The sequence below is a fragment of the Neobacillus sp. SuZ13 genome (assembly GCF_030123365.1).
Taxonomy (GTDB): Bacteria; Bacillota; Bacilli; order Bacillales; family Cytobacillaceae; genus Neobacillus.
This window is the reverse complement of record NZ_CP126107.1, coordinates 122,062-148,019: the sequence shown is the minus strand read 5'-3', so window position 1 is coordinate 148,019 and position 25,958 is coordinate 122,062. Positions and strand designations below refer to the sequence as shown.

38 protein-coding genes are annotated in these 25,958 nt (G+C 40.3%); all 38 read right to left on the bottom strand.

From position 1 onward, the window contains the following. Positions 1–3: 3 nt before the first annotated feature. On the bottom strand, positions 4–801 hold the full coding sequence (locus tag QNH17_RS00815) for an energy-coupling factor transporter transmembrane component T family protein (protein ID WP_283876970.1): 798 nt from the start codon (positions 799–801) through the stop codon (positions 4–6). Further along, on the bottom strand, positions 798–1,667 hold the full coding sequence (locus tag QNH17_RS00810; RefSeq protein ID WP_283876969.1) for an energy-coupling factor ABC transporter ATP-binding protein: 870 nt from the start codon (positions 1,665–1,667) through the stop codon (positions 798–800). The genes QNH17_RS00815 and QNH17_RS00810 overlap by 4 nt, the downstream gene beginning before the upstream one ends. Beyond that, on the bottom strand, positions 1,643–2,482 hold the full coding sequence (locus tag QNH17_RS00805) for an energy-coupling factor ABC transporter ATP-binding protein (RefSeq protein WP_283876968.1): 840 nt from the start codon (positions 2,480–2,482) through the stop codon (positions 1,643–1,645). The genes QNH17_RS00810 and QNH17_RS00805 overlap by 25 nt, the downstream gene beginning before the upstream one ends. Before the next feature lie 384 nt (positions 2,483–2,866). Beyond that, positions 2,867–3,229, bottom strand: coding sequence for a 50S ribosomal protein L17 (gene rplQ, locus QNH17_RS00800; RefSeq protein WP_098573645.1), 363 nt, complete (start codon positions 3,227–3,229; stop codon positions 2,867–2,869). A gap of 54 nt (positions 3,230–3,283) precedes the next feature. Next, entirely contained in the window at positions 3,284–4,228 is a 945-nt protein-coding gene (locus tag QNH17_RS00795) for a DNA-directed RNA polymerase subunit alpha (protein WP_098573648.1), read from the bottom strand. Positions 4,229–4,403: 175 nt separating this feature from the next. Next, the gene (rpsK, locus tag QNH17_RS00790; RefSeq protein ID WP_024027886.1) at positions 4,404–4,793 is read right to left on the bottom strand and encodes a 30S ribosomal protein S11; all 390 of its coding nucleotides are present in this window, start codon (positions 4,791–4,793) and stop codon (positions 4,404–4,406) included. A gap of 21 nt (positions 4,794–4,814) precedes the next feature. Further along, positions 4,815–5,180: a 30S ribosomal protein S13 gene (gene rpsM / locus QNH17_RS00785; RefSeq protein WP_026565543.1), complete on the bottom strand. Its 366-nt coding sequence runs from the start codon at positions 5,178–5,180 to the stop codon at positions 4,815–4,817. A gap of 24 nt (positions 5,181–5,204) precedes the next feature. Continuing rightward, positions 5,205–5,318 (bottom strand): 50S ribosomal protein L36, encoded by a 114-nt coding sequence (gene rpmJ / locus QNH17_RS00780; protein ID WP_000868344.1) that lies wholly within the window; start codon positions 5,316–5,318, stop codon positions 5,205–5,207. A 38-nt stretch (positions 5,319–5,356) separates the two neighbouring features. Further along, positions 5,357–5,575, bottom strand: coding sequence for a translation initiation factor IF-1 (infA, locus tag QNH17_RS00775; RefSeq protein WP_007085268.1), 219 nt, complete (start codon positions 5,573–5,575; stop codon positions 5,357–5,359). Between the two features lie 280 nt (positions 5,576–5,855). Continuing rightward, positions 5,856–6,506, bottom strand: a complete 651-nt coding sequence (locus tag QNH17_RS00770; protein WP_283876967.1) for an adenylate kinase — start codon at positions 6,504–6,506, stop codon at positions 5,856–5,858. Between the two features lie 56 nt (positions 6,507–6,562). Continuing rightward, positions 6,563–7,858 (bottom strand): preprotein translocase subunit SecY, encoded by a 1,296-nt coding sequence (secY, locus tag QNH17_RS00765; RefSeq protein ID WP_283876966.1) that lies wholly within the window; start codon positions 7,856–7,858, stop codon positions 6,563–6,565. Further along, a complete protein-coding gene (gene rplO / locus QNH17_RS00760) occupies positions 7,858–8,298 on the bottom strand; it encodes a 50S ribosomal protein L15 (protein ID WP_283876965.1) in 441 nt (146 codons plus the stop codon). Before rplO ends, secY begins: the two co-directional genes overlap by 1 nt. A gap of 32 nt (positions 8,299–8,330) precedes the next feature. Further along, positions 8,331–8,513, bottom strand: coding sequence for a 50S ribosomal protein L30 (gene rpmD, locus QNH17_RS00755; protein ID WP_026565539.1), 183 nt, complete (start codon positions 8,511–8,513; stop codon positions 8,331–8,333). A 1-nt stretch (position 8,514) separates the two neighbouring features. Then, the gene (gene rpsE, locus QNH17_RS00750) at positions 8,515–9,027 is read right to left on the bottom strand and encodes a 30S ribosomal protein S5 (protein WP_026565538.1); all 513 of its coding nucleotides are present in this window, start codon (positions 9,025–9,027) and stop codon (positions 8,515–8,517) included. 24 nt (positions 9,028–9,051) lie between these two features. Next, on the bottom strand, positions 9,052–9,414 hold the full coding sequence (gene rplR, locus QNH17_RS00745; protein ID WP_098573661.1) for a 50S ribosomal protein L18: 363 nt from the start codon (positions 9,412–9,414) through the stop codon (positions 9,052–9,054). 32 nt (positions 9,415–9,446) lie between these two features. After that, entirely contained in the window at positions 9,447–9,983 is a 537-nt protein-coding gene (gene rplF, locus QNH17_RS00740; protein WP_283876964.1) for a 50S ribosomal protein L6, read from the bottom strand. A 31-nt stretch (positions 9,984–10,014) separates the two neighbouring features. Beyond that, positions 10,015–10,413, bottom strand: a complete 399-nt coding sequence (gene rpsH / locus QNH17_RS00735) for a 30S ribosomal protein S8 (protein WP_218350793.1) — start codon at positions 10,411–10,413, stop codon at positions 10,015–10,017. Positions 10,414–10,442: 29 nt separating this feature from the next. After that, positions 10,443–10,628: a 30S ribosomal protein S14 gene (gene rpsN / locus QNH17_RS00730; RefSeq protein ID WP_007085277.1), complete on the bottom strand. Its 186-nt coding sequence runs from the start codon at positions 10,626–10,628 to the stop codon at positions 10,443–10,445. Between the two features lie 24 nt (positions 10,629–10,652). After that, the gene (gene rplE / locus QNH17_RS00725; RefSeq protein WP_026565534.1) at positions 10,653–11,192 is read right to left on the bottom strand and encodes a 50S ribosomal protein L5; all 540 of its coding nucleotides are present in this window, start codon (positions 11,190–11,192) and stop codon (positions 10,653–10,655) included. 28 nt (positions 11,193–11,220) lie between these two features. After that, the gene (rplX, locus tag QNH17_RS00720) at positions 11,221–11,529 is read right to left on the bottom strand and encodes a 50S ribosomal protein L24 (RefSeq protein WP_144555562.1); all 309 of its coding nucleotides are present in this window, start codon (positions 11,527–11,529) and stop codon (positions 11,221–11,223) included. A gap of 36 nt (positions 11,530–11,565) precedes the next feature. After that, the gene (gene rplN, locus QNH17_RS00715) at positions 11,566–11,934 is read right to left on the bottom strand and encodes a 50S ribosomal protein L14 (RefSeq protein WP_026565532.1); all 369 of its coding nucleotides are present in this window, start codon (positions 11,932–11,934) and stop codon (positions 11,566–11,568) included. A gap of 40 nt (positions 11,935–11,974) precedes the next feature. Further along, positions 11,975–12,238 (bottom strand): 30S ribosomal protein S17, encoded by a 264-nt coding sequence (rpsQ, locus tag QNH17_RS00710; protein ID WP_144555563.1) that lies wholly within the window; start codon positions 12,236–12,238, stop codon positions 11,975–11,977. Between the two features lie 22 nt (positions 12,239–12,260). Next, positions 12,261–12,461, bottom strand: coding sequence for a 50S ribosomal protein L29 (rpmC, locus tag QNH17_RS00705; protein ID WP_007085282.1), 201 nt, complete (start codon positions 12,459–12,461; stop codon positions 12,261–12,263). Further along, positions 12,451–12,885 (bottom strand): 50S ribosomal protein L16, encoded by a 435-nt coding sequence (gene rplP, locus QNH17_RS00700; protein ID WP_026565529.1) that lies wholly within the window; start codon positions 12,883–12,885, stop codon positions 12,451–12,453. The genes rpmC and rplP overlap by 11 nt, the downstream gene beginning before the upstream one ends. 1 nt (position 12,886) lies before the next feature. Beyond that, positions 12,887–13,543, bottom strand: a complete 657-nt coding sequence (gene rpsC, locus QNH17_RS00695; RefSeq protein ID WP_026565528.1) for a 30S ribosomal protein S3 — start codon at positions 13,541–13,543, stop codon at positions 12,887–12,889. 3 nt (positions 13,544–13,546) lie between these two features. Then, positions 13,547–13,888 carry a 50S ribosomal protein L22 gene (rplV, locus tag QNH17_RS00690; protein ID WP_026565527.1) on the bottom strand — a complete coding sequence of 114 codons (342 nt, stop codon included), beginning with the start codon at positions 13,886–13,888 and terminating at the stop codon, positions 13,547–13,549. 17 nt (positions 13,889–13,905) lie between these two features. Beyond that, positions 13,906–14,184: a 30S ribosomal protein S19 gene (gene rpsS / locus QNH17_RS00685; protein WP_026565526.1), complete on the bottom strand. Its 279-nt coding sequence runs from the start codon at positions 14,182–14,184 to the stop codon at positions 13,906–13,908. A 60-nt stretch (positions 14,185–14,244) separates the two neighbouring features. After that, a complete protein-coding gene (gene rplB / locus QNH17_RS00680; protein WP_283876962.1) occupies positions 14,245–15,075 on the bottom strand; it encodes a 50S ribosomal protein L2 in 831 nt (276 codons plus the stop codon). 29 nt (positions 15,076–15,104) lie between these two features. Continuing rightward, positions 15,105–15,389: a 50S ribosomal protein L23 gene (gene rplW / locus QNH17_RS00675; RefSeq protein ID WP_144555565.1), complete on the bottom strand. Its 285-nt coding sequence runs from the start codon at positions 15,387–15,389 to the stop codon at positions 15,105–15,107. Continuing rightward, the gene (gene rplD / locus QNH17_RS00670) at positions 15,389–16,012 is read right to left on the bottom strand and encodes a 50S ribosomal protein L4 (RefSeq protein WP_283876961.1); all 624 of its coding nucleotides are present in this window, start codon (positions 16,010–16,012) and stop codon (positions 15,389–15,391) included. The genes rplW and rplD overlap by 1 nt, the downstream gene beginning before the upstream one ends. A gap of 29 nt (positions 16,013–16,041) precedes the next feature. Next, positions 16,042–16,668, bottom strand: a complete 627-nt coding sequence (rplC, locus tag QNH17_RS00665) for a 50S ribosomal protein L3 (RefSeq protein ID WP_283876960.1) — start codon at positions 16,666–16,668, stop codon at positions 16,042–16,044. Positions 16,669–16,705: 37 nt separating this feature from the next. Then, on the bottom strand, positions 16,706–17,014 hold the full coding sequence (gene rpsJ, locus QNH17_RS00660; RefSeq protein ID WP_026565521.1) for a 30S ribosomal protein S10: 309 nt from the start codon (positions 17,012–17,014) through the stop codon (positions 16,706–16,708). A gap of 433 nt (positions 17,015–17,447) precedes the next feature. Continuing rightward, positions 17,448–18,635 carry an elongation factor Tu gene (gene tuf / locus QNH17_RS00655; RefSeq protein WP_283876959.1) on the bottom strand — a complete coding sequence of 396 codons (1,188 nt, stop codon included), beginning with the start codon at positions 18,633–18,635 and terminating at the stop codon, positions 17,448–17,450. A gap of 132 nt (positions 18,636–18,767) precedes the next feature. Continuing rightward, a complete protein-coding gene (gene fusA / locus QNH17_RS00650) occupies positions 18,768–20,849 on the bottom strand; it encodes an elongation factor G (protein WP_283876958.1) in 2,082 nt (693 codons plus the stop codon). 48 nt (positions 20,850–20,897) lie between these two features. After that, positions 20,898–21,368 (bottom strand): 30S ribosomal protein S7, encoded by a 471-nt coding sequence (gene rpsG, locus QNH17_RS00645; protein ID WP_283876957.1) that lies wholly within the window; start codon positions 21,366–21,368, stop codon positions 20,898–20,900. Between the two features lie 40 nt (positions 21,369–21,408). Beyond that, positions 21,409–21,831, bottom strand: coding sequence for a 30S ribosomal protein S12 (rpsL, locus tag QNH17_RS00640; RefSeq protein ID WP_026565517.1), 423 nt, complete (start codon positions 21,829–21,831; stop codon positions 21,409–21,411). Between the two features lie 101 nt (positions 21,832–21,932). Continuing rightward, positions 21,933–22,181: a 50S ribosomal protein L7ae-like protein gene (locus tag QNH17_RS00635; protein WP_283876956.1), complete on the bottom strand. Its 249-nt coding sequence runs from the start codon at positions 22,179–22,181 to the stop codon at positions 21,933–21,935. A gap of 135 nt (positions 22,182–22,316) precedes the next feature. Beyond that, positions 22,317–25,916 (bottom strand): DNA-directed RNA polymerase subunit beta', encoded by a 3,600-nt coding sequence (gene rpoC / locus QNH17_RS00630; protein WP_283876955.1) that lies wholly within the window; start codon positions 25,914–25,916, stop codon positions 22,317–22,319. Between the last annotated feature and the right edge of the window lie 42 nt (positions 25,917–25,958).

Genomic DNA, 25,958 nt, shown 5'->3' with positions numbered 1-25,958 from the left:
CCATTATGAACGTAATAAGAATAACAAAATAGTTACAAGAACTAAAAGGACCATCTGTAGGGAATCAGCTTTTTTCCAGGATAACTCCCGATACTTTGTTCGTCCTTCCCCACCTCGATACCCTCTTGCTTCCATCGCGATCGCTAATTCCTCTGCCCGTTTAAATGAACTGACAAACAATGGGATTAGCAGTGGAATGACGGCTTTGATACGTTCCATAAACGGTCCGCTCGCAAACTCTACTCCTCTTGCAATTTGCGCCTTCATAATTTTATCTGTTTCCTGCATAAGCGTGGGAATAAATCGCAGTGAAATTGACATCATTAACGCCATCTCATGAACAGGGAAACGAACTTTATTTAAAGGATGTAGAAGTGTTTCCAGACCATCCGTAATTTCAATCGGAGTGGTTGTCAGTGTCAACAAAGACGTCATTAGAATTAAGAAGAAGAATCTTAAGGAAATAAAAATCCCTTGTCTTAACCCTTCCTCATAAATCTTAACTGGCCCTAGTTCATATAAAAGGGCACCTTCTTTTGTAAAAAACAACTGTAGAATAAATGTAAAAAGGACGAGCCAAATAACTGGCTTCAACCCACCATACAAAAAGCGCACAGGGACTCGCGACAAACCGAGCATAAAAAAAGTATAAATACCAATAAGTGCATAGGTTACCACATTATTTGCTAGAAAAATTATACAGACAAAAAGAAAGATAATCATTATTTTAGAGCGAGGGTCCATCTTATGAAGAACCGAATCGACAGGGACATAGCGCCCAAAAATCATTTTATCCATCATAAACGAACACCTCTACTTAACACCTTAGTGACAGCGGCAGACAGTTCATCAATGGTCAGGAACATTTTCTCTAATTTAATACCTAATTTGTCCTCAAGTTTCAGTTGAAACCGAACCACTTCTGGAACATCCAGTCCCATTTTAACCAATTCAACCGGTGATGAAAAAATCTCTTCCGGTGTCCCTCTTTGAACAACCTTCCCTTGCTGCATAATGACAATTTGGTCTGCATATCTTGCAGCATCCTCCATACTATGTGTGACAAGTATGGTAGAAAGCTTCCTTTCTTTATGAAGATCGTAAAACATATCCATGACCTCTTTACGGCCTCTAGGGTCTAGCCCTGCAGTAGGCTCGTCCAGGACAATAACATCGGGTTCCATAGCGAGTACACCTGCAATGGCCACGCGCCGCATTTGGCCCCCAGAGAGATCAAATGGGGATTTTTGAAGGACTTCTTCGCCTAAGCCCACTTGATGTAAGGCAATCCGTGCCCGTTCCTTTGCATCACTCTCAGAAACGCCAAAATTCATGGGCCCAAACATAATGTCCTTTTCAACCGTTTCTTCAAACAATTGATGTTCAGGGAATTGAAAAACGATCCCAACTTTTTGACGGATCTTCTTCAAATTCTTATTTTTTTGCCCAGCCTTTATTTCATAATCACCAATCGTGACTGATCCTTTTGTTGGCTGCAAAAGTGCGTTTAAATGCTGGAGGACGGTGGACTTTCCTGAACCAGTATGACCAATTATAGCCATATACACCCCTGTCGGAATATCAATCGAAACGTCCGCAATGGCCAATCGTTCAAAAGGAGTATTTGCTTGATACCGATAATCTACGTGCTTGAGCGAGATGTCCATAACTCTGTCACCAACTCTTCTTCCGATAAATAGTGTCGCGATAGTTCAATACCCTTGTCCCGTAACGATTTCGTCATTTTTACTGAAAAAGGAATATCCAAACCTAATTGAACTAATTGTTCATCCATGGAGAAAATTTCTTCAGGTATCCCTTCTCGAAAAACTTTCCCTTTATTCATCACAATAATCCGATCCGCCTTGGCTGCTTCATCTAAGTCATGTGTAATTGAAATAACGGTTAAAGACTTCTCTTCTTTTAATAGTCGAACCGTCTCCAATACCTCTTCCCGGCCCTTTGGATCAAGCATCGATGTTGCCTCATCTAATATGATAATCGACGGCCTTAATGCAAGAACACCAGCTATTGCCACACGCTGTTTTTGGCCTCCAGATAGATGGTGGGGCTCTTGATGTAGAAACTTATCCATCTTGACCCTCTTTAACGAATCCTCGACTCTCTTAACCATTTCGTTTCTAGGTATGCCATTATTTTCTAAACCAAAAGCCACATCATCCTGTACAGTCGTACCAACAAATTGGTTATCAGGATTTTGAAAGACCATCCCAATTTTTTTACGGATATCCCATATGGTTTGTTCATCAAGCTTAATACCACAAACATGTATTTCTCCTGATTGGGGAAATTGCAGACCATTTAGTAGTTTTGCCATTGTCGACTTCCCGGAACCATTATGGCCAACGATTGCCAGCCATTCTCCCTCATATATATCAAAGGAGACATTACTAAGAGCATAGCGTTCTTGTGTATCGTATTGAAAAGATATTCCATCAAGAGTCACAATTGGATTTTTCATCAGGATATGCCTCCTCTCAGCTAGACTATTCTCTGCTCATATTTCTTGTACATATAAAAAAAAGCCTGCACCTCGTCCCTTTGCAGTAACGTTATAACTGCAAAAAAGGAATTTCATAAAAGAAATGGGAGGAGGTGCATGAGCTAGACGAGTCGTAATTCAAATCACACATCCACGGATGCGGCAGAATAAAAGCTTTATTAAATCTGTCCACCAAAGGAAGACGATCAAACTTTTTTATTTCTCCAACTAGTTGGAGTTACGCTCATCGTAACACTCTTTTGGGCTTGAGTCTAACATGATATAGAGTTCATTTACAGAAAAAGGGCAAAGAACAAGTTTGTTACAAAACTGTCCAGCGCCCTTGTTGTCTGTTGATAACTATTAAACTAACTCGATAATAACCATTGGTGCACCGTCACCGCGGCGTGGTCCAATTTTCATAATACGAGTATATCCACCTTGACGCTCAGTATAACGTGGAGCGATATCAGCGAAAAGTTTTTGTAATGCACTTGTATTGTTTTCAGCATCAGCAACTTCGTTACGTACATATGAAGCAGCTTGACGACGAGCATGTAAATCACCGCGTTTACCTAAAGTGATCATTTTTTCAACAGTCACACGAATTTCTTTCGCACGAGTTTCTGTTGTTTCAATGCGCTCGTTGATAATTAAATCTGTAGTTAAATCACGTAGCATAGCTTTACGCTGTGCACTTGTGCGTCCTAACTTTCTGTATGCCATGAAGGGTTCCCTCCTTTGTTGAAGTCATAAGTCGGATATTTAGCTAACAATTGACTAGTCGTCTTTACGTAAGCCTAATCCAAGCTCTTCTAGTTTTGCCTTCACTTCTTCAAGTGATTTGCGGCCTAAGTTACGAACTTTCATCATATCTTCTTCAGTCTTATTAGCTAGTTCCTGAACAGTATTGATTCCAGCACGCTTTAAGCAATTATAAGAACGAACAGAAAGATCGAGTTCCTCAATAGTCATCTCTAGAACTTTTTCCTTTTGATCTTCTTCTTTTTCTATCATAATTTCAGCATTTTGAGCTTCATCGGTTAAACCTACGAATATATTCAAATGCTCAGTCAAAATTTTCGAACCAAGAGCGATTGCTTCTTTTGGTCCAGTGCTTCCATCGGTCCACACATCAAGTGTCAATTTATCAAAATTGGACATTTGGCCAACACGTGTATTTTCTACATGAAACATAACACGTGATACAGGTGTAAAGATAGAATCAATTGGAATCACACCAATAGGCTGGTCTTCTCTTTTGTTTTGTACAGCTGGAGTGTAACCACGTCCACGTTTCGCTGTTAAACGCATGCGAAGATGACCATTTGACGCTAAAGTTGCAATATGAAGATCTGGATTTAACACCTCAACATCACTATCGTGAGTGATATTGCCTGCTAAAACAGGTCCCTCACCTTGCACATCAAATTCTAGCGTCTTCTCTTCATCAGAGTAGATTTTTAAAGCTAGTTTTTTAATGTTTAAAATGATGGATGTTACATCCTCCACGACGCCTTCAATTGTTGAGAACTCATGAAGTACCCCATCGATTTGAATCGATGTAACCGCGGCACCTGGGAGTGAAGATAATAGGATACGACGTAAGGAGTTACCCAAAGTGGTACCATATCCACGCTCAAGTGGCTCTACGATAAATTTGCCGTACTTGGCATCGTCGTTGATCTCAATCGTTTCGATTTTTGGTTTTTCTATTTCGATCATCAAATAACCCTCCTTCAAAACGTCGAAACTTCAAATTAGTTTGTATACTAATTAAAGTCCCCATGTATACGTTCCCGTTTTGTGCACAACAACTGGAATAAATCTTCTGTAAGAGTGCAAAAAATTAATATCATATCCCATTATAGACATATGATACAAAATCTATACAGAAAAATTAAACACGACGACGTTTTGGTGGACGGCATCCATTATGAGGAACAGGTGTAACGTCTTTGATTGCAGTTACTTCAAGACCAGCAGCTTGAAGAGCACGGATTGCAGCTTCACGTCCTGCACCAGGTCCTTTAACTGTAACTTCAAGAGTTTTCATACCATGTTCAATAGAAGTCTTAGCTGCTGTTTCAGCCGCCATTTGTGCCGCAAATGGTGTAGATTTACGAGAACCTCTAAATCCAAGCGCACCTGCACTTGACCATGAAATTGCATTACCATGTACATCAGTAATAGTTACGATCGTATTGTTAAAAGTTGAACGAATATGAGCAATACCAGATTCAATATTCTTTTTAACACGACGTTTACGTGTATTTGTTTTACGTGCCATTTAAATTACCTCCTTTGCCGATTACTTCTTCTTGTTCGCTACAGTCTTACGAGGACCTTTGCGAGTACGAGCGTTGTTTTTCGTATTTTGTCCACGAACTGGTAAACCACGACGATGGCGTAATCCGCGGTAGCAGCCGATTTCCATTAAACGCTTAATGTTAAGAGAAATTTCACGGCGAAGGTCACCTTCAACTTTTAATTTGTCGATGATGTCACGGATTTTGTTTAATTCGTCTTCTGTTAAATCACGTACACGTGTATCTTCAGAAACACCAGCTTCTGCTAATACTTTTTGTGCAGTGTTTTTACCAATTCCATAAATGTATGTTAAAGAGATAACTACACGTTTTTCACGTGGAATATCTACACCAGCAATACGTGCCATAGAAAATGCGCACCTCCTTCAAAATTAACCTTGTTTTTGTTTATGTTTAGGGTTTTCACAGATAACCATAACTTTGCCGCGTCTACGGATAACTTTACACTTTTCGCAGATCGGTTTAACAGATGGTCTTACTTTCATTATTATCCTAACCTCCTTAGTAGTACGGAGTGCAAGCATTATTTAAAGCGGTAAGTAATTCTTCCGCGTGTTAAGTCATATGGAGAAAGCTCAACAGTCACTTTGTCACCCGGAAGGATCCGAATGAAATGCATTCGTATTTTACCAGAAACATGCGCTAGCACGGTATGACCATTTTCTAATTCTACCTTAAACATTGCATTCGGCAATGTTTCAATGACTTTACCTTCAATTTCAATTACATCATCTTTGGCCATCGATCTCGTCTCCCTTCTCAATTCAAAAATTGTGAATTTAATACAATACAACTCTTCTTATTCGTACACAAATAGCAACCTTATAATATTAACATATTGATCTTCTTCTGTCCGCAAGTAAATTCTACATAATAAGGAATAAATTAATTCCTCATGTAAGTCTTGCCCAACTCTCGGTCCTACATACTCCGTACAATAGAAAAGCGATTTGCTTTCACATACTTTTGAATCTTAGTGAAGAGATGGTCGAGAGTCGTTCGTACGGATTTACTTATGGTCATTAATGTAATTCCCCAAGTAATTGCTCGATATCAGAGAATACTTTGTTAATATCCTGCTGACCATCGATTGTACGAAGATATCCTTTAGTTTCATAAAAAGTTAATAATGGTTCTTGTTGTTTGATATTTACGTCCAAACGATTTTGAACAGTTTCTGCATTATCATCGGCTCTTTGGTATAACTCTCCGCCGCAGCGATCGCATACACCCTCTTGTTTAGGAGGATTAAACTCTAAATGATAAGTAGATCCACATTCTTTACAGATTCGACGTCCAGTCAAACGAGCCATTAATAATTCTTTATCAACAGTAATATTAATTACGTAGTTGATTGTTTTATTTAAATCAACTAATAGATTTTCCAACGCATCTGCTTGAGGTACAGTTCTAGGGAAACCATCTAAAAGAAAACCTTTTTGACAATCTTCCTTGCTTAAACGCTCACGAACAATGCCGATTGTTACTTCATCAGGAACAAGTTCGCCTTTATCCATGAATGATTTCGCTTGTAAACCTAGTTCTGTTCCTTCTTTCATCGCTGCACGGAACATATCGCCAGTAGAGATATGAGGGATGCCGTATTGCTCGACGATTCTTTCAGCTTGAGTACCTTTTCCGGCACCTGGAAGCCCCATTAATACTAAATTCACACGTGTTCCCCCCTCGTGCTTTAAATGGGTTTTAGGGAGCTTGGGCCCCTAAAACCTTACTTAATAAAACCTTTATAATGACGTTTAACTAATTGTGCTTCAAGTTGTTTCATCGTATCAAGTGCAACACCGACGACGATTAGCAAACTAGTTCCACCAATTTGAGCTGATTGCGGAAGGTTAGCTATTGAAATAAATAACATTGGCAATACCGCAATGACAGCAAGGAAGATTGCACCAACAAAAGTTAAACGATATAAGACACGCGTTAAGTATTCTTGCGTACTCTTTCCTGGACGAATTCCAGGAATATATCCGCTTTGCTTTTGTAAATTCTCCGCTGCTTGTTCAGGGTTAACTTGAATAAAAGCATAGAAATAAGTGAACGCGATAATTAATGCCGCATATAAAGTCATCCCGATTGGATGAGAATAATCAAAGACTTTAGTAATCCAAAGTGTAACATCATTCGTTGGGAAGAATGACGCAACGGTTCTTGGGGTTACAATAAATGAAACAGCAAAGATAACAGGAATAACACCCGCAGCATTAACTTTTAATGGCATATGAGTGGATTGTCCTCCAACTGGATTACGTCCTGCAACCACGCGTTTTGCATACTGAATAGGTATCTTACGATTGGCTTGTTGGATAAAGATAACCCCAACTATGATAGCAATAACCGCTAATGCGATTAGAATTACCGTAACAATACGTAAGAATAATGCTTCCCCAGCATTCTCAAATTGTTGCACATAAATTTGATTAATAGTGGATGGCATTCCAGCAACGATCCCGGCAAAGATGATAATAGAAATCCCATTACCAACACCTTTTTCGGTTATCTGTTCCCCTAACCACATTAAAAATGAAGTACCAGCAGTTAAAACAACCGCAATCAATAAATAAGTACCAATTCCAGGATTTTCAATTAACTGACCACTAGCTAAGTTATTAAAACCGTAGGACATTCCTAATGCTTGGATAAATCCTAGAACGATTGTAAAATAACGAGTAATTTGGGCAATCTTACGACGGCCTGATTCACCTTGCTTTGACCATTCTGTGAATTTCGGTACAACATCCATTTGAAGCAGTTGAATAATGATTGAAGCTGTAATGTACGGCATGATACCCATTGCAAAGATGGAGAATTGTTTTAATGCTCCACCGCCAAAAGTATTTAATATACCGAATACACTTAGCTTATCTTGGTTAGCTAGTACATCAGCATTTACATTGGGTACAGGGATAAATGTACCTAATCGAAATACGACTAACATTAAAAGGGTGAATATGATCTTACGTCTTATCTCACCCACGCGCATAAAATTGGAGAATGTCTGGAACATTAGATCACCTCAGTGTTTCCACCAGCAGCTTCGATAGCTTCCTTAGCAGCAGAGGAGAATTTGTGAGCTTTTACAGTCAACTTTTTCTCTAATGTCCCTTTTGCAAGAACCTTGATTCCTGCTTTTTCGTTACTTACAACGCCTGATTCGATAAGAAGTTCTGGAGTAACTTCTGTACCTTCAACAAAGCGATTTAAAGCATCAAGATTTACAATGGCATATTCCTTACGGCTGATGTTTGTAAATCCACGTTTTGGTAAACGACGGTATAAAGGCGTTTGACCACCTTCAAAACCTACACGTACACCACCACCAGAACGAGCATTTTGACCTTTGTGACCTTTACCAGCAGTTTTACCTTGACCAGATCCGATACCACGTCCTAAACGCTTGCGTTCTTTACGAGAACCTTCAGCAGGCTTTAATTCATGAAGTTTCATATTGGCACCTCCTTATGAAAGAAAACAATCAATTATTGTTCTTTTACTGTAACAAGGTGAGCAACTTTGGTAATCATACCGCGAATAGCAGCGTTATCTGGGTGCTCAACTGTTTGATTTAATTTACGTAATCCTAGAGCTTTAACTGTTTCGCGTTGATCGCCTGGGCGGCCAATCAAGCTGCGAGTGAGGGTAACTGATAGTTTGTTCGCCATTTTATTTCCCCCCGTATCCTAACAGTTCTTCTACTGATTTACCACGTAGTTTTGCTACGTCTTCAGCACGTTTTAATTGTTTTAAACCGTCAATTGTAGCACGAACCATATTAATTGGAGTGTTTGTTCCTAATGATTTAGAAAGAATGTCAGCAACTCCGCCTAATTCTAGTACGGCACGAACTGGTCCACCAGCGATAACTCCTGTACCTTCAGAAGCAGGTTTTAGAAGGATTTCACCAGCACCAAAACGTCCAATTACTTGGTGAGGAATGGTTGTTCCAACCATAGGTACTTCGACTAAGTTTTTCTTTGCATCTTCGATGGCTTTACGAATAGCATCAGGTACTTCTTGAGCTTTACCAGTACCGAAACCAACGTGGCCGTTTTTATCGCCTACAACAACAAGGGCTGTGAAGCGGAAACGACGTCCACCTTTAACAACTTTCGCAACACGGTTGACCGTGACTACGCGTTCTTCTAGTTCAAGTTTGTTTGGATCAATACGACGCATCTTTTTGTGTCCCTCCTTTGTCTATTAGAATTGTAAGCCGTTTTCACGGGCAGCATCAGCTAATGCTTGAATACGTCCATGGTATAGGTATCCGCCACGGTCAAAGACAATAGAAGTGATACCTTTTTCTACAGCACGTTTAGCAACTAATTCTCCGACCTTTTGCGCAGCTTCAACGTTATTTGTAGATTCTAAACCGAAGTCTTTATCTAAAGTAGAAGCACTTGCTAAAGTTACTCCGTTAATGTCATCAATTACTTGAGCATAAATATGTTTGTTTGAACGAAACACATTTAGACGTGGACGAGCAGAAGTACCGCTAAGTTTCGCACGAACACGAGCATGTCTTTTCTTGCGAGTAGCGTTTTTATCTTGCTTCGTAATCATTTACGTCACTCCTTTCGTTTACCTATGCGGCATTACTTACCAGTTTTACCTTCTTTACGACGAACAAATTCACCTTCGTAACGAATTCCTTTGCCTTTATACGGCTCTGGAGGACGAACTCCGCGAATATTCGCTGCTAACGCACCAACACGTTCTTTGTCAGTACCTTTGATCACGATCTTTGTGTTTGCAGGAACTTCGATTTCAAGTCCCTCTTCAGCTTCGATCTCAACTGGATGAGAGTATCCAACGTTTAATACAAGTTTGTTACCTTGCTTTTGAGCACGATATCCAACCCCGATTAACTCTAGGCCTCTAGAGAACCCAGTAGATACACCTTCAACCATGTTCGCAAGAACGGCACGAGTTGTACCATGTAATGCGCGGTGTTCTTTCACATCAGAAGGACGTGTGATTGTTACTAGGTTCTCTTCCACGTTGATAGTGATATCTGAGTGGAAAGTACGAGTAAGTTCACCTTTAGGTCCTTTAACTGTAACAGTGTTGTTATTTAAAGTTACTGTTACTCCTGCTGGAATAACAATTGGTTTTTTTCCTACGCGAGACATTTAGTGCACCTCCATTCATTCAAAAACTCGATTACCAAACGTAAGCTAATACTTCTCCGCCGATTTGTTTTGCACGAGCTTCTTTATCTGTAATAACACCTTGTGATGTTGATACTAATGCGATACCAAGACCGTTAAGAACGCGTGGTACCTCAGTTGATTTTGCGTAAACTCTAAGTCCAGGCTTGCTTATGCGCTTAAGACCAGTAATAACACGTTCGTTACTAGCACCGTATTTTAAGAAGATACGGATGATTCCTTGTTTGTTGTCTTCAATAAATTCAACGTCACGTACGAAACCTTCGCGCTTTAAAATTTCAGCGATTTCTTTTTTCATATTAGAAGCAGGCACTTCTAACTTTTCGTGACGCACCATGTTCGCATTACGAATGCGAGTAAGCATATCAGCAATTGGATCTGTCATGACCATTATTTTTACCTCCTTCCCAGACTTGGGTTTTACCAGCTAGCTTTTTTGACACCAGGAATTTGTCCTTTGTATGCTAATTCACGGAAACAAATACGGCAAAGCTTAAATTTACGATATACAGAGTGTGGACGACCACAACGTTCGCAGCGTGTATACTCTTGTACTTTGAATTTAGGCGTGCGTTGTTGTTTCGCAATCATTGACTTTTTAGCCACGTTTTCGCCTCCCTTATTTAAGGATTACTTTTGGAATGGCATTCCAAATTGAGTTAAAAGTTCACGAGATTCTTCATCAGTTTTAGCAGTCGTTACGATAACGATATCCATACCACGAACTTTGCTTACTTTATCGTAATCAATTTCAGGGAAGATTAATTGTTCTTTAACACCTAGAGTGTAGTTACCACGACCGTCGAATGCTTTTTTAGAAATACCACGGAAGTCACGTACACGAGGTAATGATACAGAAACTAATTTATCTAAGAATTCGTACATGCGTTCACCGCGAAGAGTAACCTTAGCGCCGATCGGCATACCTTCACGAAGACGGAAGCCAGCGATAGATTTTTTCGCACGTGTAACGACAGGCTTTTGACCTGTAATTGTTGAAAGTTCTTCAACCGCATTGTCGAGTGCTTTTGCGTTTGCAACTGCGTCACCAACGCCCATGTTCACAACGATTTTTTCAAGTTTAGGAACTTCCATAACTGATTTATAGTTGAACTTGCTCATAAGAGCAGGAGTAACTTCTTTTACAAATTTTTCTTTTAGGCGGTTCACTTATAGTACCTCCCTTCTAAATTTTAAACTATTTATCTAAAACTTCACCGGATTTTGCTACGCGTACTTTCTTACCATCAACCGTTGTGGAACCTACACGAGTTGGGTTACCAGTTTTAGGGTCGATAGGCATAACGTTTGATACATGAATAGGAGCCTCAAAGCTGATAATTCCGCCTTGTGGATTCACCTGAGAAGGTTTAGAGTGTTTTTTCACAATGTTAACACCTTCAACTAGTACACGGCTATCTTTAGGATAAGCAGCTAGGATTACACCTGTTTTGCCTTTATCCTTGCCAGAAATAACTCTGACTTGATCACCTTTTTTCACATGCATCAGTAAGCACCTCCTTAAAGGCAATTGATTTTGAAATTATAATACTTCTGGAGCAAGAGAAACGATTTTCATAAAGTTGTTGTCGCGAAGTTCGCGGGCAACTGGTCCGAAGATACGAGTTCCACGTGGACTCTTATCATCTTTGATAATTACACATGCGTTTTCATCGAAACGAATGTATGAACCGTCAGGACGACGAGCACCGCTCTTTGTACGAACAATTACTGCTTTAACAACGTCACCTTTTTTAACAACGCCACCTGGTGTTGCTTGTTTTACTGTGCAGACGATAACATCACCAATACCAGCAAACTTACGGCCTGAACCACCAAGAACTTTAATCGTTAGTACCTCACGTGCACCAGAGTTGTCAGCAACTTTTAAACGTGATTCTTGTTGAATCATGTGTGTAACCTCCCTTCGGAATGAAGCTTAATCCGAACAATTAAATAATAACTGCTTTTTCTACAACTTCAACTAAACGGAAACGCTTAGTAGCTGAAAGCGGACGAGTTTCCATGATACGAACTACATCGCCGATTTTTGCTTCGTTTTGCTCATCATGAGCTTTATACTTTTTAGAATACTTAACGCGTTTACCATATAATGAATGCTTTTTGTGTGTTTCTACAAGTACAGTAACTGTTTTATCCATCTTGTCAGAAACAACGCGTCCTGTGTAAACTTTACGTTGGTTACGTTCACTCATCGTGTGAACCTCCCTTCATTAATCACTTGTTAACGCTGATTTCTCTTTCACGAACAACTGTTTTCATACGAGCGATCGCTTTACGTACTTCACGAATGCGAGCTGTGTTTTCAAGTTGTCCTGTCGCCAATTGAAAGCGAAGGTTGAAAAGTTCTTCTTTTAAAGATTTTACTTTTTGTTCAATTTCAGCAGTGGTAAGGTCACGAAGTTCATTAGCTTTCATTTGATTCACCACCAATTTCTTCTCGTTTTACAAACTTACACTTAACAGGAAGTTTGTGCATTGCAAGTCGAAGTGCTTCACGAGCGATTTCTTCAGAAACGCCAGCGATTTCGAACATGATTTTTCCAGGCTTAACAACAGCTACCCAGCCTTCAGGAGCACCTTTACCGGAACCCATCCGCACTTCAAGAGGTTTTGCAGTGTAAGGCTTGTGAGGGAAAATTTTAATCCAAACTTTACCGCCACGTTTCATGTAACGTGTCATCGCAATACGTGCTGCTTCGATTTGGCGGTTCGTGATCCAAGAAGCTTCTAAAGCTTGTAGGCCGAATTCACCGAATGTCACTTCTGTACCGCCTTTTGCGTTACCACGCATGTTACCACGGTGTTGACGGCGATATTTTACGCGTTTTGGCAATAACATATTATTTGCCTCCTTCCACAGATTTCTTCTTAGTAGGAAGGACTTCTCCCTTGTAGATCCATACTTTTACGCCAAGCTTACCATAAGTAGTATCGGCTTCAGCAGTAGCATAGTCGATATCAGCGCGAAGTGTATGAAGTGGAACAGTTCCTTCGCTGTAATGTTCAGCACGAGCGATATCTGCACCGCCAAGACGACCAGATACTTGTGTTTTGATACCTTTTGAACCAGCGCGCATAGCACGTTGAATAGCTTGCTTTTGTGCACGACGGAAAGATACACGGTTTTCTAATTGACGAGCGATATTTTCAGCAACTAATTTCGCATCAACGTCAGCTCTCTTGATTTCAAGGATGTTGATGTGAACACGTTTGCCAGTTAATTGATTTAATGCTTTACGAAGTGCTTCAACTTCAGTACCGCCTTTACCAATAACCATACCAGGCTTAGCTGTATGCACTGTTACGTTTACACGGTTTGCAGCACGTTCGATTTCTACTTTAGAAACAGAAGCATCTTTTAAACGCTTCGTGATGTATTCACGAATTTTAAGGTCTTCGTGTAAAAGAGTAGCGAAGTCTTTGCCTGCGTACCATTTAGATTCCCAATCACGGATGATTCCAATACGCAAACCGACAGGATTTACTTTTTGACCCACAGCTTATCCCTCCTTCTTTTCTGATAATACGATTGTGATGTGGCTAGTGCGTTTGTTGATCTGGCTTGCACGGCCCATAGCGCGAGGACGGAAACGTTTTAAGGTTGGTCCTTCGTCAACGAATGCTTGTGCTACAACTAGATTGTTAACGTCCATTTCATAGTTGTGCTCAGCGTTTGCCATAGCTGATTTTAATACTTTTTCTACGATTGGAGAAGCAGCCTTAGGAGTGAGATTTAAAATCGCCACAGCTTCACCAATTTGCTTACCTCGGATTAAATCAACGACTAAACGTGCTTTACGAGGAGCAATACGAACTGTTCTTGCAACAGCTTTAGCTTGCATTTGGATGCCCTCCTCTCTTAACGTCTTGTTTTCTTGTCATCATTACCATGACCCTTGTATGCACGAGTTGGAGCAAACTCTCCAAGCTTGTGTCCTACCATGTCTTCAGTAACATATACAGGTACGTGTTTACGACCATCATATACTGCGATAGTATGGCCAATGAATTGCGGGAATATTGTAGAACGACGTGACCAAGTTTTAATAACTTGTTTGCTTTCAGTCTCGTTCAACTTTTCTACCTTAACCATTAAATGATCATCAACGAATGGTCCTTTTTTTAAGCTACGACCCATGAAGGAACCTCCCTTCGTGACTGTTCTACGGTTCTTTCTTTGAACCGTAGGAATATCACGTTATTTTTTACGACGACGTACGATAAATTTATCTGATTTGTTTTTCTTCTTACGAGTTTTGAATCCAAGAGTTGGTTTACCCCATGGAGACATTGGTGATTTACGTCCGATTGGTGAACGTCCTTCACCACCACCGTGTGGGTGATCGTTAGGGTTCATTACAGATCCACGAACAGTTGGGCGCTTGCCTAACCAACGAGAACGACCTGCTTTACCAATGTTGATTAATTCGTGTTGTTCATTACCTACTTGGCCAACAGTAGCACGGCATTCAGCAAGAATCATACGAACTTCGCCAGAATTTAAACGTACTAATACGTATTTACCTTCTTTACCTAGTACTTGAGCGCTTGTTCCAGCAGAACGAACTAACTGGCCGCCTTTTCCTGGTTTTAATTCGATGTTGTGTACTACTGTACCAACAGGAATGTTTGCTAATGGAAGTGCGTTACCAACTTTAATATCTGCCTCAGGGCCAGACATTACTTCCAAGCCAACTACTAGATTTTTAGGAGCTAAGATATAACGCTTTTCTCCATCCACGTAATTGATTAATGCGATATTTGCAGAACGGTTTGGATCATACTCGATTGTAGCAACGCGTCCTGGAATGCCATCTTTGTTACGTTTAAAGTCAATTATACGATATTGACGTTTGTGACCGCCACCTTGATGACGAACAGTTAACTTACCTTGGTTATTACGGCCGCCTTTTCTCTTGACTGGAGCTAAAAGAGATTTTTCTGGAGTACTAGTTGTGATTTCTGCGAAATCAGAAGTAGTCATTCCGCGACGACCATTGGAGGTAGGTTTGTACTTTTTAATCGCCATTTTATTTCCCTCCTCTTCTTGATAGGTTCTTATGCTTCAAAGAATTCGATTTCTTTGCTATCAGCAGTTAATTTTACAATAGCTTTACGACGTTTGTTTGTGTAACCACCGAATTTTCCCATACGCTTGAATTTACCTTTGTAGTTCATGATGTTTACTTTCTCAACATCTACGCTAAAGATTTCTTCGATAGCATCTTTAACTTGTGTTTTGTTAGCTTTAACATCTACTTCAAAAGTATATTTTTTCTCAGCCATTAGGTCAGTAGAACGTTCAGTGATAACGGGGCGCTTAATGATATCGCGTGCATCCATTATGCAAGCACCTCCTCTACTTTTTCAACCGCTGCTTTAGTCATGATTAATTTCTCATGATTAACAACATCTAATACGTTAATTCCATCAGCAGTTACTACTGTAACACCAGGAATGTTGCGTGCAGATAATGCTACATTTTCATCAAGATCCGCAGTAACGATTAACGCTTTTTTCTCAACAGATAGACCATTTAATACAGTCTTGAATTCTTTTGTTTTCGGAGCATCGAAAGTTAATAGATCTAACACTAAGATGTTCTCTTCTAGTACTTTAGAAGAAAGTGCAGATTTGATTGCTAAACGACGAACCTTCTTCGGTAATTTGTAAGCGTAGCTGCGTGGTGTTGGACCGAATACAGTACCACCTCCGCGCCATTGTGGAGAACGGATAGACCCTTGACGAGCGCGTCCAGTTCCTTTTTGACGCCATGGCTTACGACCACCGCCGCGTACTTCAGAACGAATTTTAGTTTTATGAGTTCCTTGACGTAATGAAGCTCTTTGCATAACAATTGCTTCGAATAATACGTGTTGGTTAGGCTCAATACCAAATACAGAATCATTAAGTTCGATATCGCCAACTTGTGATCCAGTTTGGTTTAATAATGCTACTTTAGGCATTCCTTTGTTCCTCCTTTCTAAAAGGGTGACTATGCTTTAATTGCACCTTTAATTTTTAATAGAGCTTTTTTAGCGCCTGGTACGTTACCTTTGATTAAAAGTAAGTTACGCTCTGTATCAACCTTAACGATTTCAAGGTTTTGTACAGTGATTTGCTCTCCACCCATACGTCCTGGTAATAATTTACCTTTGAAAACGCGGTTTGGAGCAACAGGTCCCATTGAACCTGGACGACGGTGATAACGAGAACCGTGAGCCATTGGGCCGCGTGATTGTCCGTGGCGTTTGATAACACCTTGGAAACCTTTACCCTTTGAGATTCCTGTTACATCTACGATATCTCCAGCAGCGAAAATATCAACTTTGACTTCTTGACCAACTTCATAGCTTGCTAAGTCATCTCCGCGGAATTCGCGAATGAAGCGCTTAGGAGCAGTATTAGCTTTAGCAACATGGCCTTTTTCTGGTTTGTTAGCTAACTTTTCACGTTTGTCTTCAAAACCAACTTGAACAGCAACATAACCGTCGCTTTCAACAGATTTCTTTTGAAGAACTACGTTTGGAGCTACCTCAACTACAGTTACAGGAATTAAGTTACCGTTACTAGCAAATACTTGAGTCATACCAATCTTTCTTCCTAAGATTCCTTTGGTCATTAGTCACACCTCCTAAATTATTTATGATTTATTTTGATTAAAGTTTAATTTCGATATCAACACCAGATGGTAAATCTAAACGCATTAACGCATCAACAGTTTGTGGAGTTGGGTTAACGATGTCGATTAGACGCTTATGTGTCCGTTGTTCGAATTGCTCACGAGAATCTTTGTACTTATGAACCGCACGAAGAATTGTGTAAACAGTTTTTTCAGTTGGTAACGGAATGGGACCAGAAACTGCCGCACCAGAACGTTTTGCTGTTTCAACGATTTTTTCTGCAGATTGATCTAGAATTCTGTGATCATACGCTTTTAAACGGATACGAATTTTTTGTTTTGCCATTATTTTCCCTCCTTTATTCGCCTATTTTCTAAATAGACATTCTCAGTGAAAATTTCCCTCACACACTCGCCATGGCAAAGCGGCCGGGTGTGTCAGCAACCTTTCACATCATCGCAGTCAAAGACCAACATTGTCTATTATACATAAAACATAAAGCAAACGCAACACTTATTACAATTTTTTTCTTTATGTTTCTGTTTCGAACACTTTTCCTATTATAGCGGCTGATATACACTTTTTCAACAGTTATTATCAATCTCCAGAAATATACAAATAGATGTGTAGTTATAAGATAATTTCGAATGTTAATATATATTGAAGAAACACGTCAAAGCATTATATAAGGAACAAAAAAAGCAGATGGATCGTCATCCATCTGCTTTCATATCTTTGATCATTATCCACTCAGCACCAGAGGAGCTGCAGTGTCAAATTACTCAGTGATTGTAGTGATTGAACCTGAACCTACTGTACGTCCACCTTCACGAATAGAGAACTTAGTTCCTTCTTCGATCGCGATTGGAGCGATTAGTTCAACAGTCATTTCGATGTGGTCGCCAGGCATAACCATTTCAGTACCTTCTGGTAACATACAAATACCAGTGATATCAGAAGTACGGAAATAGAATTGTGGACGGTAGTTTGAGAAGAATGGAGTGTGACGTCCACCTTCTTCTTTTGATAAAACATAAACTTGTGCTTTAAACTTTGTGTGTGGAGTGATTGACTTTGGTTTAGCCAATACTTGACCACGTTCGATATCTTCACGAGCTACACCACGAAGAAGGGCACCGATGTTGTCTCCTGCTTCAGCGAAGTCAAGAAGCTTACGGAACATTTCTACACCTGTTACAGTAGTAGATTTTGGCTCTTCAGTGAAACCAACGATTTCAACTACGTCACCAACTTTAACTACACCACGCTCAACACGTCCTGTAGCAACTGTTCCACGACCAGTGATTGAGAATACATCCTCAACTGGCATCATGAATGGCTTATCAGTGTCACGAGTTGGAGTTGGGATGAACTCATCAACAGCGTTCATAAGTTCAAAGATTTTTTCTTCCCAAGCAGCGTCGCCTTCTAATGCTTTAAGAGCAGAACCTTTGATAACAGGAGTGTCATCGCCAGGGAAATCGTATTCAGATAATAGATCACGAATTTCCATTTCTACTAATTCAAGAAGTTCTTCGTCATCAACCATATCACACTTGTTCATGAATACAACAAGGTAAGGTACGCCTACCTGACGAGAAAGAAGGATGTGCTCACGAGTTTGTGGCATTGGGCCATCAGTTGCAGATACTACAAGGATACCGCCGTCCATTTGCGCAGCACCAGTGATCATGTTTTTAACATAGTCAGCGTGTCCTGGGCAGTCAACGTGTGCATAGTGACGGTTATCAGTTTCATACTCAACGTGTGCAGTAGAGATTGTGATACCACGTTCTTTTTCTTCTGGTGCACCATCGATTTGATCGTATGCACGAGCTTCTGCTTTACCAGATTTAGCAAGTACAGAAGTGATTGCAGCTGTTAAAGTTGTTTTACCATGGTCAACGTGTCCGATTGTACCAATGTTAACGTGTGGCTTTGAACGGTCGAATTTAGCTTTACCCATTAGGAAATCCTCCTCTAAATTATAAAAATTTAATTAATATTATTTTTATGTAAGCCGTGAGTAAGGTTGTCCCAAACCCACGACTTCCACTTCTTACATAGTAGTTATACTTTAACAAAGGATGAAAATCAATTATTCACCTTTATTTTTTTTGATGATTTCTTCAGAAACTGATTTTGGTACTTCTTCGTAGTGATCGAAGTGCATGGAGAATACTCCACGTCCTTGAGTACTAGAACGAAGTGCAGTTGCATAACCAAACATTTCTGAAAGTGGAACCATTGAACGAACTACCTGTGCATTTCCACGTGCTTCCATACCTTCTACACGACCACGGCGAGCAGTAATTTGTCCCATGATATCTCCAAGATATTCTTCTGGGATAACTACTTCTACTCTCATCATCGGTTCAAGGATAACAGGACTACACTTAGAAGCAGCATTTTTAAGTGCCATAGATGCAGCAATTTTAAACGCCATTTCAGAGGAGTCAACATCATGGTATGATCCGTCAAATAGTCTTGCTTTAATATCAACTAGTGGATATCCAGCAAGAACACCACGTTGTAGAGCATCTTCAAGTCCAGCTTGAACTGGAGCGATGTATTCACGAGGAACAACACCACCAACAATACCGTTTTCAAATTCGAATCCTTTTCCTTCTTCGTTAGGTGAGAATTCGATCCAAACGTGACCGTATTGTCCACGACCACCAGATTGACGAGCGAATTTACCTTCAACTTGTGCAGAAGCACGGAAAGTTTCGCGGTAAGCAACCTGCGGCGCACCCACATTAGCTTCAACTTTAAATTCACGACGCATACGGTCAACGATGATATCAAGGTGTAGTTCACCCATACCAGCGATGATTACTTGTCCAGTTTCCTGGTCAGTATGTGCACGGAACGTCGGATCTTCTTCTTGAAGCTTTTGAAGTGCAGTAGTCATTTTGTCTTGGTCTGCTTTTGATTTCGGTTCAACTGAAAGTTGGATTACTGGTTCAGGGAATTGCATAGACTCTAAGATAACAAGGTTTTTCTCGTCACATAGAGTATCACCAGTAGTTGTATCTTTCAAACCTACAGCAGCAGCAATGTCACCAGCATAAACCTTTGAGATTTCTTGACGGCTGTTTGCATGCATTTGCAGGATACGTCCGATACGTTCACGCTTGCCTTTTGTAGAGTTTTGGACATATGATCCAGACTCTAGAGTACCAGAGTAAACGCGGAAGAACGTTAATTTACCAACATAAGGGTCAGTCATAACTTTAAATGCAAGAGCAGAAAACGGCTCTTCATCGCTTGAATGACGCTCAATAACTTCATTTTCATCATCAATAGCATGACCTTTGATTGCAGGTACATCTAATGGAGATGGAAGATAGTCAATAACTGCATCAAGCATTAGCTGAACACCTTTGTTTTTGAATGCTGATCCACAGATTACTGGATAGAATTCTACATTAACAGTACCTTTACGAATTGCTGCTTTAAGCTCTTCTTTAGAGATTTCTTCTCCACCAAGGTATTTTTCCATTAATTCTTCATCTAACTCAGCGACTGCTTCCACTAACTTCTCACGGTATTCTTCAGCTTGAGCCATGTATTCTTCTGGAATCTCACGAACTTCAATGTCAGTTCCTAAGTCATTTCCGTAAAATACTGCGTTCATTTCCACTAGGTCAATGATTGCTTCAAACTGATCTTCAGCACCGATTGGTAACTGAATTGGATGTGCATTCGCTTGAAGACGGTCATGGATAGTTCCTACAGAATATAAGAAGTCAGCTCCAATTTTGTCCATCTTGTTTACGAAAACAACACGCGGAACACCGTAAGTTGTTGCTTGGCGCCATACTGTTTCAGTTTGAGGCTCAACACCAGATTGAGCATCAAGTACAGCTACTGCACCATCAAGTACACGTAATGAACGTTCAACTTCAACTGTGAAGTCTACGTGTCCTGGTGTATCGATGATGTTTACACGATGGCCTTTCCATTGTGCAGTTGTTGCCGCGGAAGTGATTGTAATTCCACGTTCTTGTTCTTGTTCCATCCAGTCCATCTGAGACGCACCTTCATGTGTTTCACCGATCTTATGGATACGGCCAGTGTAATAAAGAACACGCTCAGTGGTAGTCGTTTTACCGGCATCAATGTGAGCCATGATACCGATATTACGAGTATTTGCTAAGGAGAACTCTCTTGCCATTGGGTCTTTCTCCTTCCTAGTTTGAAAGTTTTTATATTGAAGGTTAGATTACCAACGATAGTGAGCAAACGCTTTGTTTGCTTCAGCCATTTTGTGTGTATCTTCACGCTTTTTAACAGATGCACCAGTGTTGTTTGCTGCATCCATGATTTCATTAGCTAAACGCTCTTCCATTGTTTTCTCTCCACGGTTACGTGCATAGTTCACTAACCAACGAAGACCAAGAGTTGAACGGCGGTCAGGACGCACCTCAACTGGTACTTGGTAGTTCGCACCACCTACACGGCGAGCTCTAACTTCTAGTACTGGCATGATATTTTTCATAGCTGCTTCAAATACTTCCATCGGCTCTTTACCAGAACGCTCACGGATTGTATTGAATGCAGAGTAAAGAATTTCTTGAGATTTACCTCTTTTACCGTCAACCATCATTTTGTTGATTAAACGAGTAACTAATTTTGAATTGTAAAGTGGATCTGGTAACACGTCTCTCTTTGCTACAGGACCTTTACGTGGCATAATTTTTCCTCCTTTCAAAGAAGCTTCTATTTAAGTTGTATTATTTCTTAGCTGCTTTTGGTCTCTTAGTACCGTATTTAGAACGACCTTGCATACGGTTGTTAACACCAGCAGTATCAAGCGCTCCACGTACGATGTGATAACGTACCCCTGGTAAGTCTTTTACACGTCCTCCACGAATAAGAACAACACTGTGCTCTTGAAGATTGTGTCCAATACCAGGAATGTATGCTGTCACCTCGATACCATTTGTCAAACGTACACGAGCATATTTACGTAACGCTGAGTTTGGTTTCTTTGGAGTCATTGTACCAACACGAGTACATACACCGCGTTTTTGTGGTGAAGATACATTGGTTTGTGATTTTTTGAAGCTGTTATAACCTTTGTTAAGTGCTGGTGATTTTGACTTTTCCTCTTTAGATTGACGAGGTTTACGCACTAATTGGTTAATAGTAGGCATTTATGTTTCCTCCCTTCATTATTTGTAAGCCCACACATCCAGGTGGTTCATTTTTTTGCAAAAACAAAGTTTTTGCAGACTTTCTATCTACAAAAACGCTTTTAGCTGATAATTGCAACAGTTGAAGCACCAACTTCAATCCCACATGCTTTTCCGAGTTTTTTCATCGAATCCACATAAAGGATAGGAACATTTATTTCAAGAGCTTCCTCAACAACTTTGGACGTTAACTTTGGATCAGCGTCGCTAGCAATGATTAACTCTCTCACATTACCTTCTTTAAGTGCCTTTACTGTTTGTTTTGTTCCTATAACGAACTTTTGTGCCTGTAATACTTTTTCATAAGACATCGTTCATATCCTCCAAAGTATCAGGTGAATAGGAGCACCTTTGATATAGTAACATCTTAATAAAAGGATGTCAACACGACTTTTAATATTTTCTTAAAATAAGGAATCTGCTAGTTTGCAGATCCCTTATTTTTTTTAATCAATTGTTACTGTTTCTTCTGAAGTTGTATCACGAAGGACAGGCTCAGCTTTGCGGTAACGCTGCATTCCAGTTCCAGCTGGTACAAGCTTACCAATGATAACATTCTCTTTTAAGCCAAGTAATTCATCGCGTTTGCCTTTAATTGCAGCATCTGTAAGAACCCTTGTGGTTTCTTGGAAGGATGCAGCAGATAGGAATGAATCAGTTTCAAGCGACGCTTTTGTGATACCTAGTAATACCGGACGTCCTGTTGCAGGCATTTTTCCTGCTAACAATGCCTTTTCGTTCGCATCAGTAAACTGGTGAATATCCAGAAGTGTACCTGGTAGTACATCTGTTTCACCCGCATCACCAACACGTACTTTACGTAACATTTGACGAACCATTACTTCCACGTGCTTATCGCCTATTTCTACCCCTTGCATACGATAAACCTTTTGAACTTCACGTAATAAGTACTCTTGAACAGAAGTAACGTCCTTGACTCTAATTAATTCTTTCGGATCAATAGAACCTTCCGTTAATTCTTCCCCACGAGCCACGTTATCATTTATAGCCACTTTTAAGCGGGCAGTATATGGTGCATTGTATGTTCTAGATTCAACTTCACCTTGAACAACAATTTCATGCTGGCGGTCACGGCCTTCGTTAATACCAACGACAACCCCATCAATTTCAGAAATAACCGCTTGACCTTTAGGGTTACGTGCTTCAAAAATTTCCTGGATACGTGGTAAACCTTGTGTAATATCGTCTCCGGCAACCCCACCAGTATGGAATGTACGCATCGTTAACTGTGTACCTGGCTCACCGATAGATTGGGCTGCAATAATACCAACTGCTTCACCAACTTCAACCTCTTGACCTGTTGCCAGATTTCGACCATAGCATTTTTTACAAACACCATGACGAGTGTTACATGTAAACGCAGAACGGATTTTTACAGTCTCAATGCCAGCATTCACAATTGCTTCTGCCAAATCTTCTGTAATTAAACCATTTTCAGGAACGAAAACTTCTCCTGTTTCAGGATGTTTAATCACCTTACGTGCATATCGGCCTATTAAACGTTCGTCTAAACCTTCAATGATTTCAGTGCCGTCTTTAAGAGCGCTTATTGTAAAGCCGCGGTCTGTGCCACAATCGTCTTCACGAACAATAACATCCTGGGCAACGTCAACAAGTCGACGTGTTAAGTAACCAGAGTCAGCTGTCTTAAGGGCTGTATCAGCAAGACCTTTACGGGCACCGTGTGTCGAGATAAAGTACTCTAATACCGTTAACCCTTCACGGAAACTTGATTTAATTGGTAACTCAATAATACGTCCAGCCGGGTTGGCCATCAAACCACGCATACCTGCAAGCTGCGTAAAGTTAGATGCGTTACCACGGGCTCCGGAATCACTCATCATAAAGATTGGATTCGATTTATTCAACGATTGCATTAGTTTACCTTGAATGGTATCTTTTGCAGCACTCCAGATGGCAATTACGCGGTCGTAACGCTCATCTTCAGTAATAAGACCACGTCTGAATTGCTTCATAACGCTATCTACTTTACCTTGTGCTTCATGAAGAATTTCCTGCTTCTCAGGAAGTACGACGATGTCAGCAACACCAACTGTAAGACCTGCTTTAGTTGAATGTCTAAATCCTAAATCCTTCATGCGGTCAAGCATTTTGGACGTTTCAGTAATCTTGAAACGTTTGAACACTTCAGCAATGACATTTCCAAGGATTTTCTTTTTAAACGGATCAATCAATGGCATCGACTGAATTTTCGCCTTAATATCTTCGCCTTTTTCAACGAAATATTTTACAGGTGTTTCAACTTCTAGATTCTGTCTAGTCGGTTCATTAATGTATGGGAATGATTTCGGCAGAATTTCATTGAAAATAAGCTTACCAACTGTAGTAATTAATAACTTATTATTTTGTTCTTCTGTGAAAGTTTCATTTCCTAATGAACCTGCATGCACAGCTACACGTGTATGCAAATGAACATAGCCATTTTGATACGCAAGAATTGCTTCGCTTGTATCTTTAAAGATCATACCCTCGCCGACTGCGCCTTCTCTTTCAAGAGTCAAGTAATAGTTACCTAAAACCATATCTTGGGAAGGAGTAACAACTGGCTTACCATCTTTAGGGTTTAAGATATTTTGTGCTGCAAGCATCAATAGTCTTGCTTCTGCTTGTGCTTCTGATGATAACGGTACGTGAACCGCCATTTGGTCACCGTCAAAATCGGCATTGTATGCAGTACATACAAGTGGATGCAGACGGATGGCCCGGCCTTCAACTAGAGTTGGTTCAAATGCTTGAATCCCTAGTCTATGAAGTGTAGGGGCACGGTTTAATAATACTGGATGTTCTTTAATAACATCTTCGAGTACATCCCAAACATCTGGAGATACTCTTTCTATTTTGCGTTTTGCAGATTTAATGTTATGTGCTAACCCTTTTTCAACTAATTCCTTCATAACGAAAGGTTTAAATAGTTCTAGTGCCATTTCTTTTGGAAGTCCGCATTGGAACATTTTCAAGTTTGGCCCTACAACGATAACCGAACGCCCTGAATAGTCAACACGCTTACCAAGCAAGTTTTGACGGAAACGGCCTTGTTTACCTTTTAACATATGAGAAAGTGATTTCAACGGGCGGTTACCTGGTCCAGTAACAGGACGTCCACGGCGGCCGTTATCAATCAAGGCATCAACAGCTTCTTGAAGCATACGTTTTTCATTCTGAACAATGATGCTTGGTGCACCTAAATCTAATAAACGTTTTAAGCGGTTATTACGGTTAATAACACGGCGGTATAAATCATTTAAGTCAGATGTTGCAAATCTTCCGCCATCCAATTGTACCATTGGACGAAGTTCTGGAGGGATAACAGGAAGCACATCAAGAATCATCCAAGATGGCTCATTTCCAGAACCACGGAATGCTTCTAACACTTCAAGGCGTTTGATCGCACGTGTACGACGCTGACCTTGTGCGCTTTTTAGTTCCTCTTTTAAACTGTCTACTTCCTTGTCTAAATCGATATCGAAAAGAAGTTTTTTAATTGCTTCTGCACCCATGGCAGCTTGGAATTTGTTTCCGTACTTTTCACGATATGCACGATATTCTTTTTCAGATAATAGCTGCTTCTTATCAAGAGCTGTATCTCCTGATTCCGTTACAACATAGGAAGCAAAGTAAATAATCTCCTCCAAAGCTCTTGGAGACATGTCTAATACAAGACCCATCCGGCTTGGAATTCCTTTAAAGTACCATATATGTGAAACTGGCGCAGCAAGCTCAATATGCCCCATACGTTCACGACGAACCTTTGCTCGCGTGACTTCAACACCACAGCGATCACAAACGACACCTTTATAACGGACACGCTTATACTTTCCGCAATGACATTCCCAATCCTTCGTTGGACCGAAAATACGTTCGCAGAATAAGCCGTCCTTTTCAGGCTTTAATGTACGATAGTTAATCGTTTCTGGTTTTTTTACTTCTCCGAAGGACCATGAACGGATTTTATCCGGTGAAGCAAGACCAATCTTCATAAACTCAAAATTATTAACATCCAGCAAGGGGCCTACCTCCCTTTTGATATCTCCAGGTTTTACCCTTAT

Bases quoted from the DNA above. Each gene is read 5' to 3' on its own strand.
- rpmJ (WP_000868344.1), bottom strand. From the start codon at position 5,318: ATGAAAGTAAGACCATCTGTTAAACCGATCTGCGAAAAGTGTAAAGTT.
- QNH17_RS00805 (WP_283876968.1), bottom strand. From the start codon at position 2,482: ATGAAAAATCCAATTGTGACTCTTGATGGAATATCTTTTCAATACGAT.
- tuf (WP_283876959.1), bottom strand. From the start codon at position 18,635: ATGGGTAAAGCTAAATTCGACCGTTCAAAGCCACACGTTAACATTGGT.
- QNH17_RS00810 (WP_283876969.1), bottom strand. From the start codon at position 1,667: ATGGACATCTCGCTCAAGCACGTAGATTATCGGTATCAAGCAAATACT.
- rpsK (WP_024027886.1), bottom strand. From the start codon at position 4,793: ATGGCACGTAAAACAAATACACGTAAACGTCGTGTTAAAAAGAATATT.
- fusA (WP_283876958.1), bottom strand. From the start codon at position 20,849: ATGGCAAGAGAGTTCTCCTTAGCAAATACTCGTAATATCGGTATCATG.
- rpmC (WP_007085282.1), bottom strand. From the start codon at position 12,461: ATGAAAGCTAATGAACTTCGTGACCTTACCACTGCTGAAATTGAACAA.
- rplX (WP_144555562.1), bottom strand. From the start codon at position 11,529: ATGCATGTGAAAAAAGGTGATCAAGTCAGAGTTATTTCTGGCAAGGAT.
- rpsG (WP_283876957.1), bottom strand. From the start codon at position 21,368: ATGCCACGTAAAGGTCCTGTAGCAAAGAGAGACGTGTTACCAGATCCA.
- rpsL (WP_026565517.1), bottom strand. From the start codon at position 21,831: ATGCCTACTATTAACCAATTAGTGCGTAAACCTCGTCAATCTAAAGAG.
- rpsS (WP_026565526.1), bottom strand. From the start codon at position 14,184: ATGGGTCGTAGCTTAAAAAAAGGACCATTCGTTGATGATCATTTAATG.
- rpmD (WP_026565539.1), bottom strand. From the start codon at position 8,513: ATGGCGAACAAACTATCAGTTACCCTCACTCGCAGCTTGATTGGCCGC.
- QNH17_RS00635 (WP_283876956.1), bottom strand. From the start codon at position 22,181: ATGTCTTATGAAAAAGTATTACAGGCACAAAAGTTCGTTATAGGAACA.
- rpsQ (WP_144555563.1), bottom strand. From the start codon at position 12,238: ATGAGTGAACGTAACCAACGTAAAGTTTACACAGGACGCGTTGTTTCT.
- rplQ (WP_098573645.1), bottom strand. From the start codon at position 3,229: ATGGCATACAGAAAGTTAGGACGCACAAGTGCACAGCGTAAAGCTATG.
- rplO (WP_283876965.1), bottom strand. From the start codon at position 8,298: ATGAAACTTCATGAATTAAAGCCTGCTGAAGGTTCTCGTAAAGAACGC.
- rpsM (WP_026565543.1), bottom strand. From the start codon at position 5,180: ATGGCACGTATTGCTGGTGTAGATATTCCACGTGAAAAACGTGTAGTT.
- QNH17_RS00795 (WP_098573648.1), bottom strand. From the start codon at position 4,228: ATGATCGAAATAGAAAAACCAAAAATCGAAACGATTGAGATCAACGAC.
- QNH17_RS00815 (WP_283876970.1), bottom strand. From the start codon at position 801: ATGATGGATAAAATGATTTTTGGGCGCTATGTCCCTGTCGATTCGGTT.
- rplC (WP_283876960.1), bottom strand. From the start codon at position 16,668: ATGACCAAAGGAATCTTAGGAAGAAAGATTGGTATGACTCAAGTATTT.
- rplR (WP_098573661.1), bottom strand. From the start codon at position 9,414: ATGATTACGAAGCAAGATAAAAACGCTACTCGCAAGAAAAGACATGCT.
- rplW (WP_144555565.1), bottom strand. From the start codon at position 15,389: ATGGATGCACGCGATATCATTAAGCGCCCCGTTATCACTGAACGTTCT.
- rplV (WP_026565527.1), bottom strand. From the start codon at position 13,888: ATGCAAGCTAAAGCTGTTGCAAGAACAGTTCGTATTGCTCCTCGTAAA.
- rpsJ (WP_026565521.1), bottom strand. From the start codon at position 17,014: ATGGCAAAACAAAAAATTCGTATCCGTTTAAAAGCGTATGATCACAGA.
- infA (WP_007085268.1), bottom strand. From the start codon at position 5,575: ATGGCCAAAGATGATGTAATTGAAATTGAAGGTAAAGTCATTGAAACA.
- rplD (WP_283876961.1), bottom strand. From the start codon at position 16,012: ATGCCTAAAGTAGCATTATTAAACCAAACTGGATCACAAGTTGGCGAT.
- secY (WP_283876966.1), bottom strand. From the start codon at position 7,858: ATGTTCCAGACATTCTCCAATTTTATGCGCGTGGGTGAGATAAGACGT.
- rplN (WP_026565532.1), bottom strand. From the start codon at position 11,934: ATGATTCAACAAGAATCACGTTTAAAAGTTGCTGACAACTCTGGTGCA.
- rpsH (WP_218350793.1), bottom strand. From the start codon at position 10,413: ATGGTCATGACAGATCCAATTGCTGATATGCTTACTCGCATTCGTAAT.
- rplF (WP_283876964.1), bottom strand. From the start codon at position 9,983: ATGTCTCGCGTAGGAAAAAAACCAATTGTTATTCCAGCAGGAGTAACA.
- rplP (WP_026565529.1), bottom strand. From the start codon at position 12,885: ATGTTATTGCCAAAACGCGTAAAATATCGCCGTCAACACCGTGGTAAC.
- rplB (WP_283876962.1), bottom strand. From the start codon at position 15,075: ATGGCGATTAAAAAGTACAAACCTACCTCCAATGGTCGTCGCGGAATG.
- rpsE (WP_026565538.1), bottom strand. From the start codon at position 9,027: ATGCGTCGTATTGATCCAAACAAACTTGAACTAGAAGAACGCGTAGTC.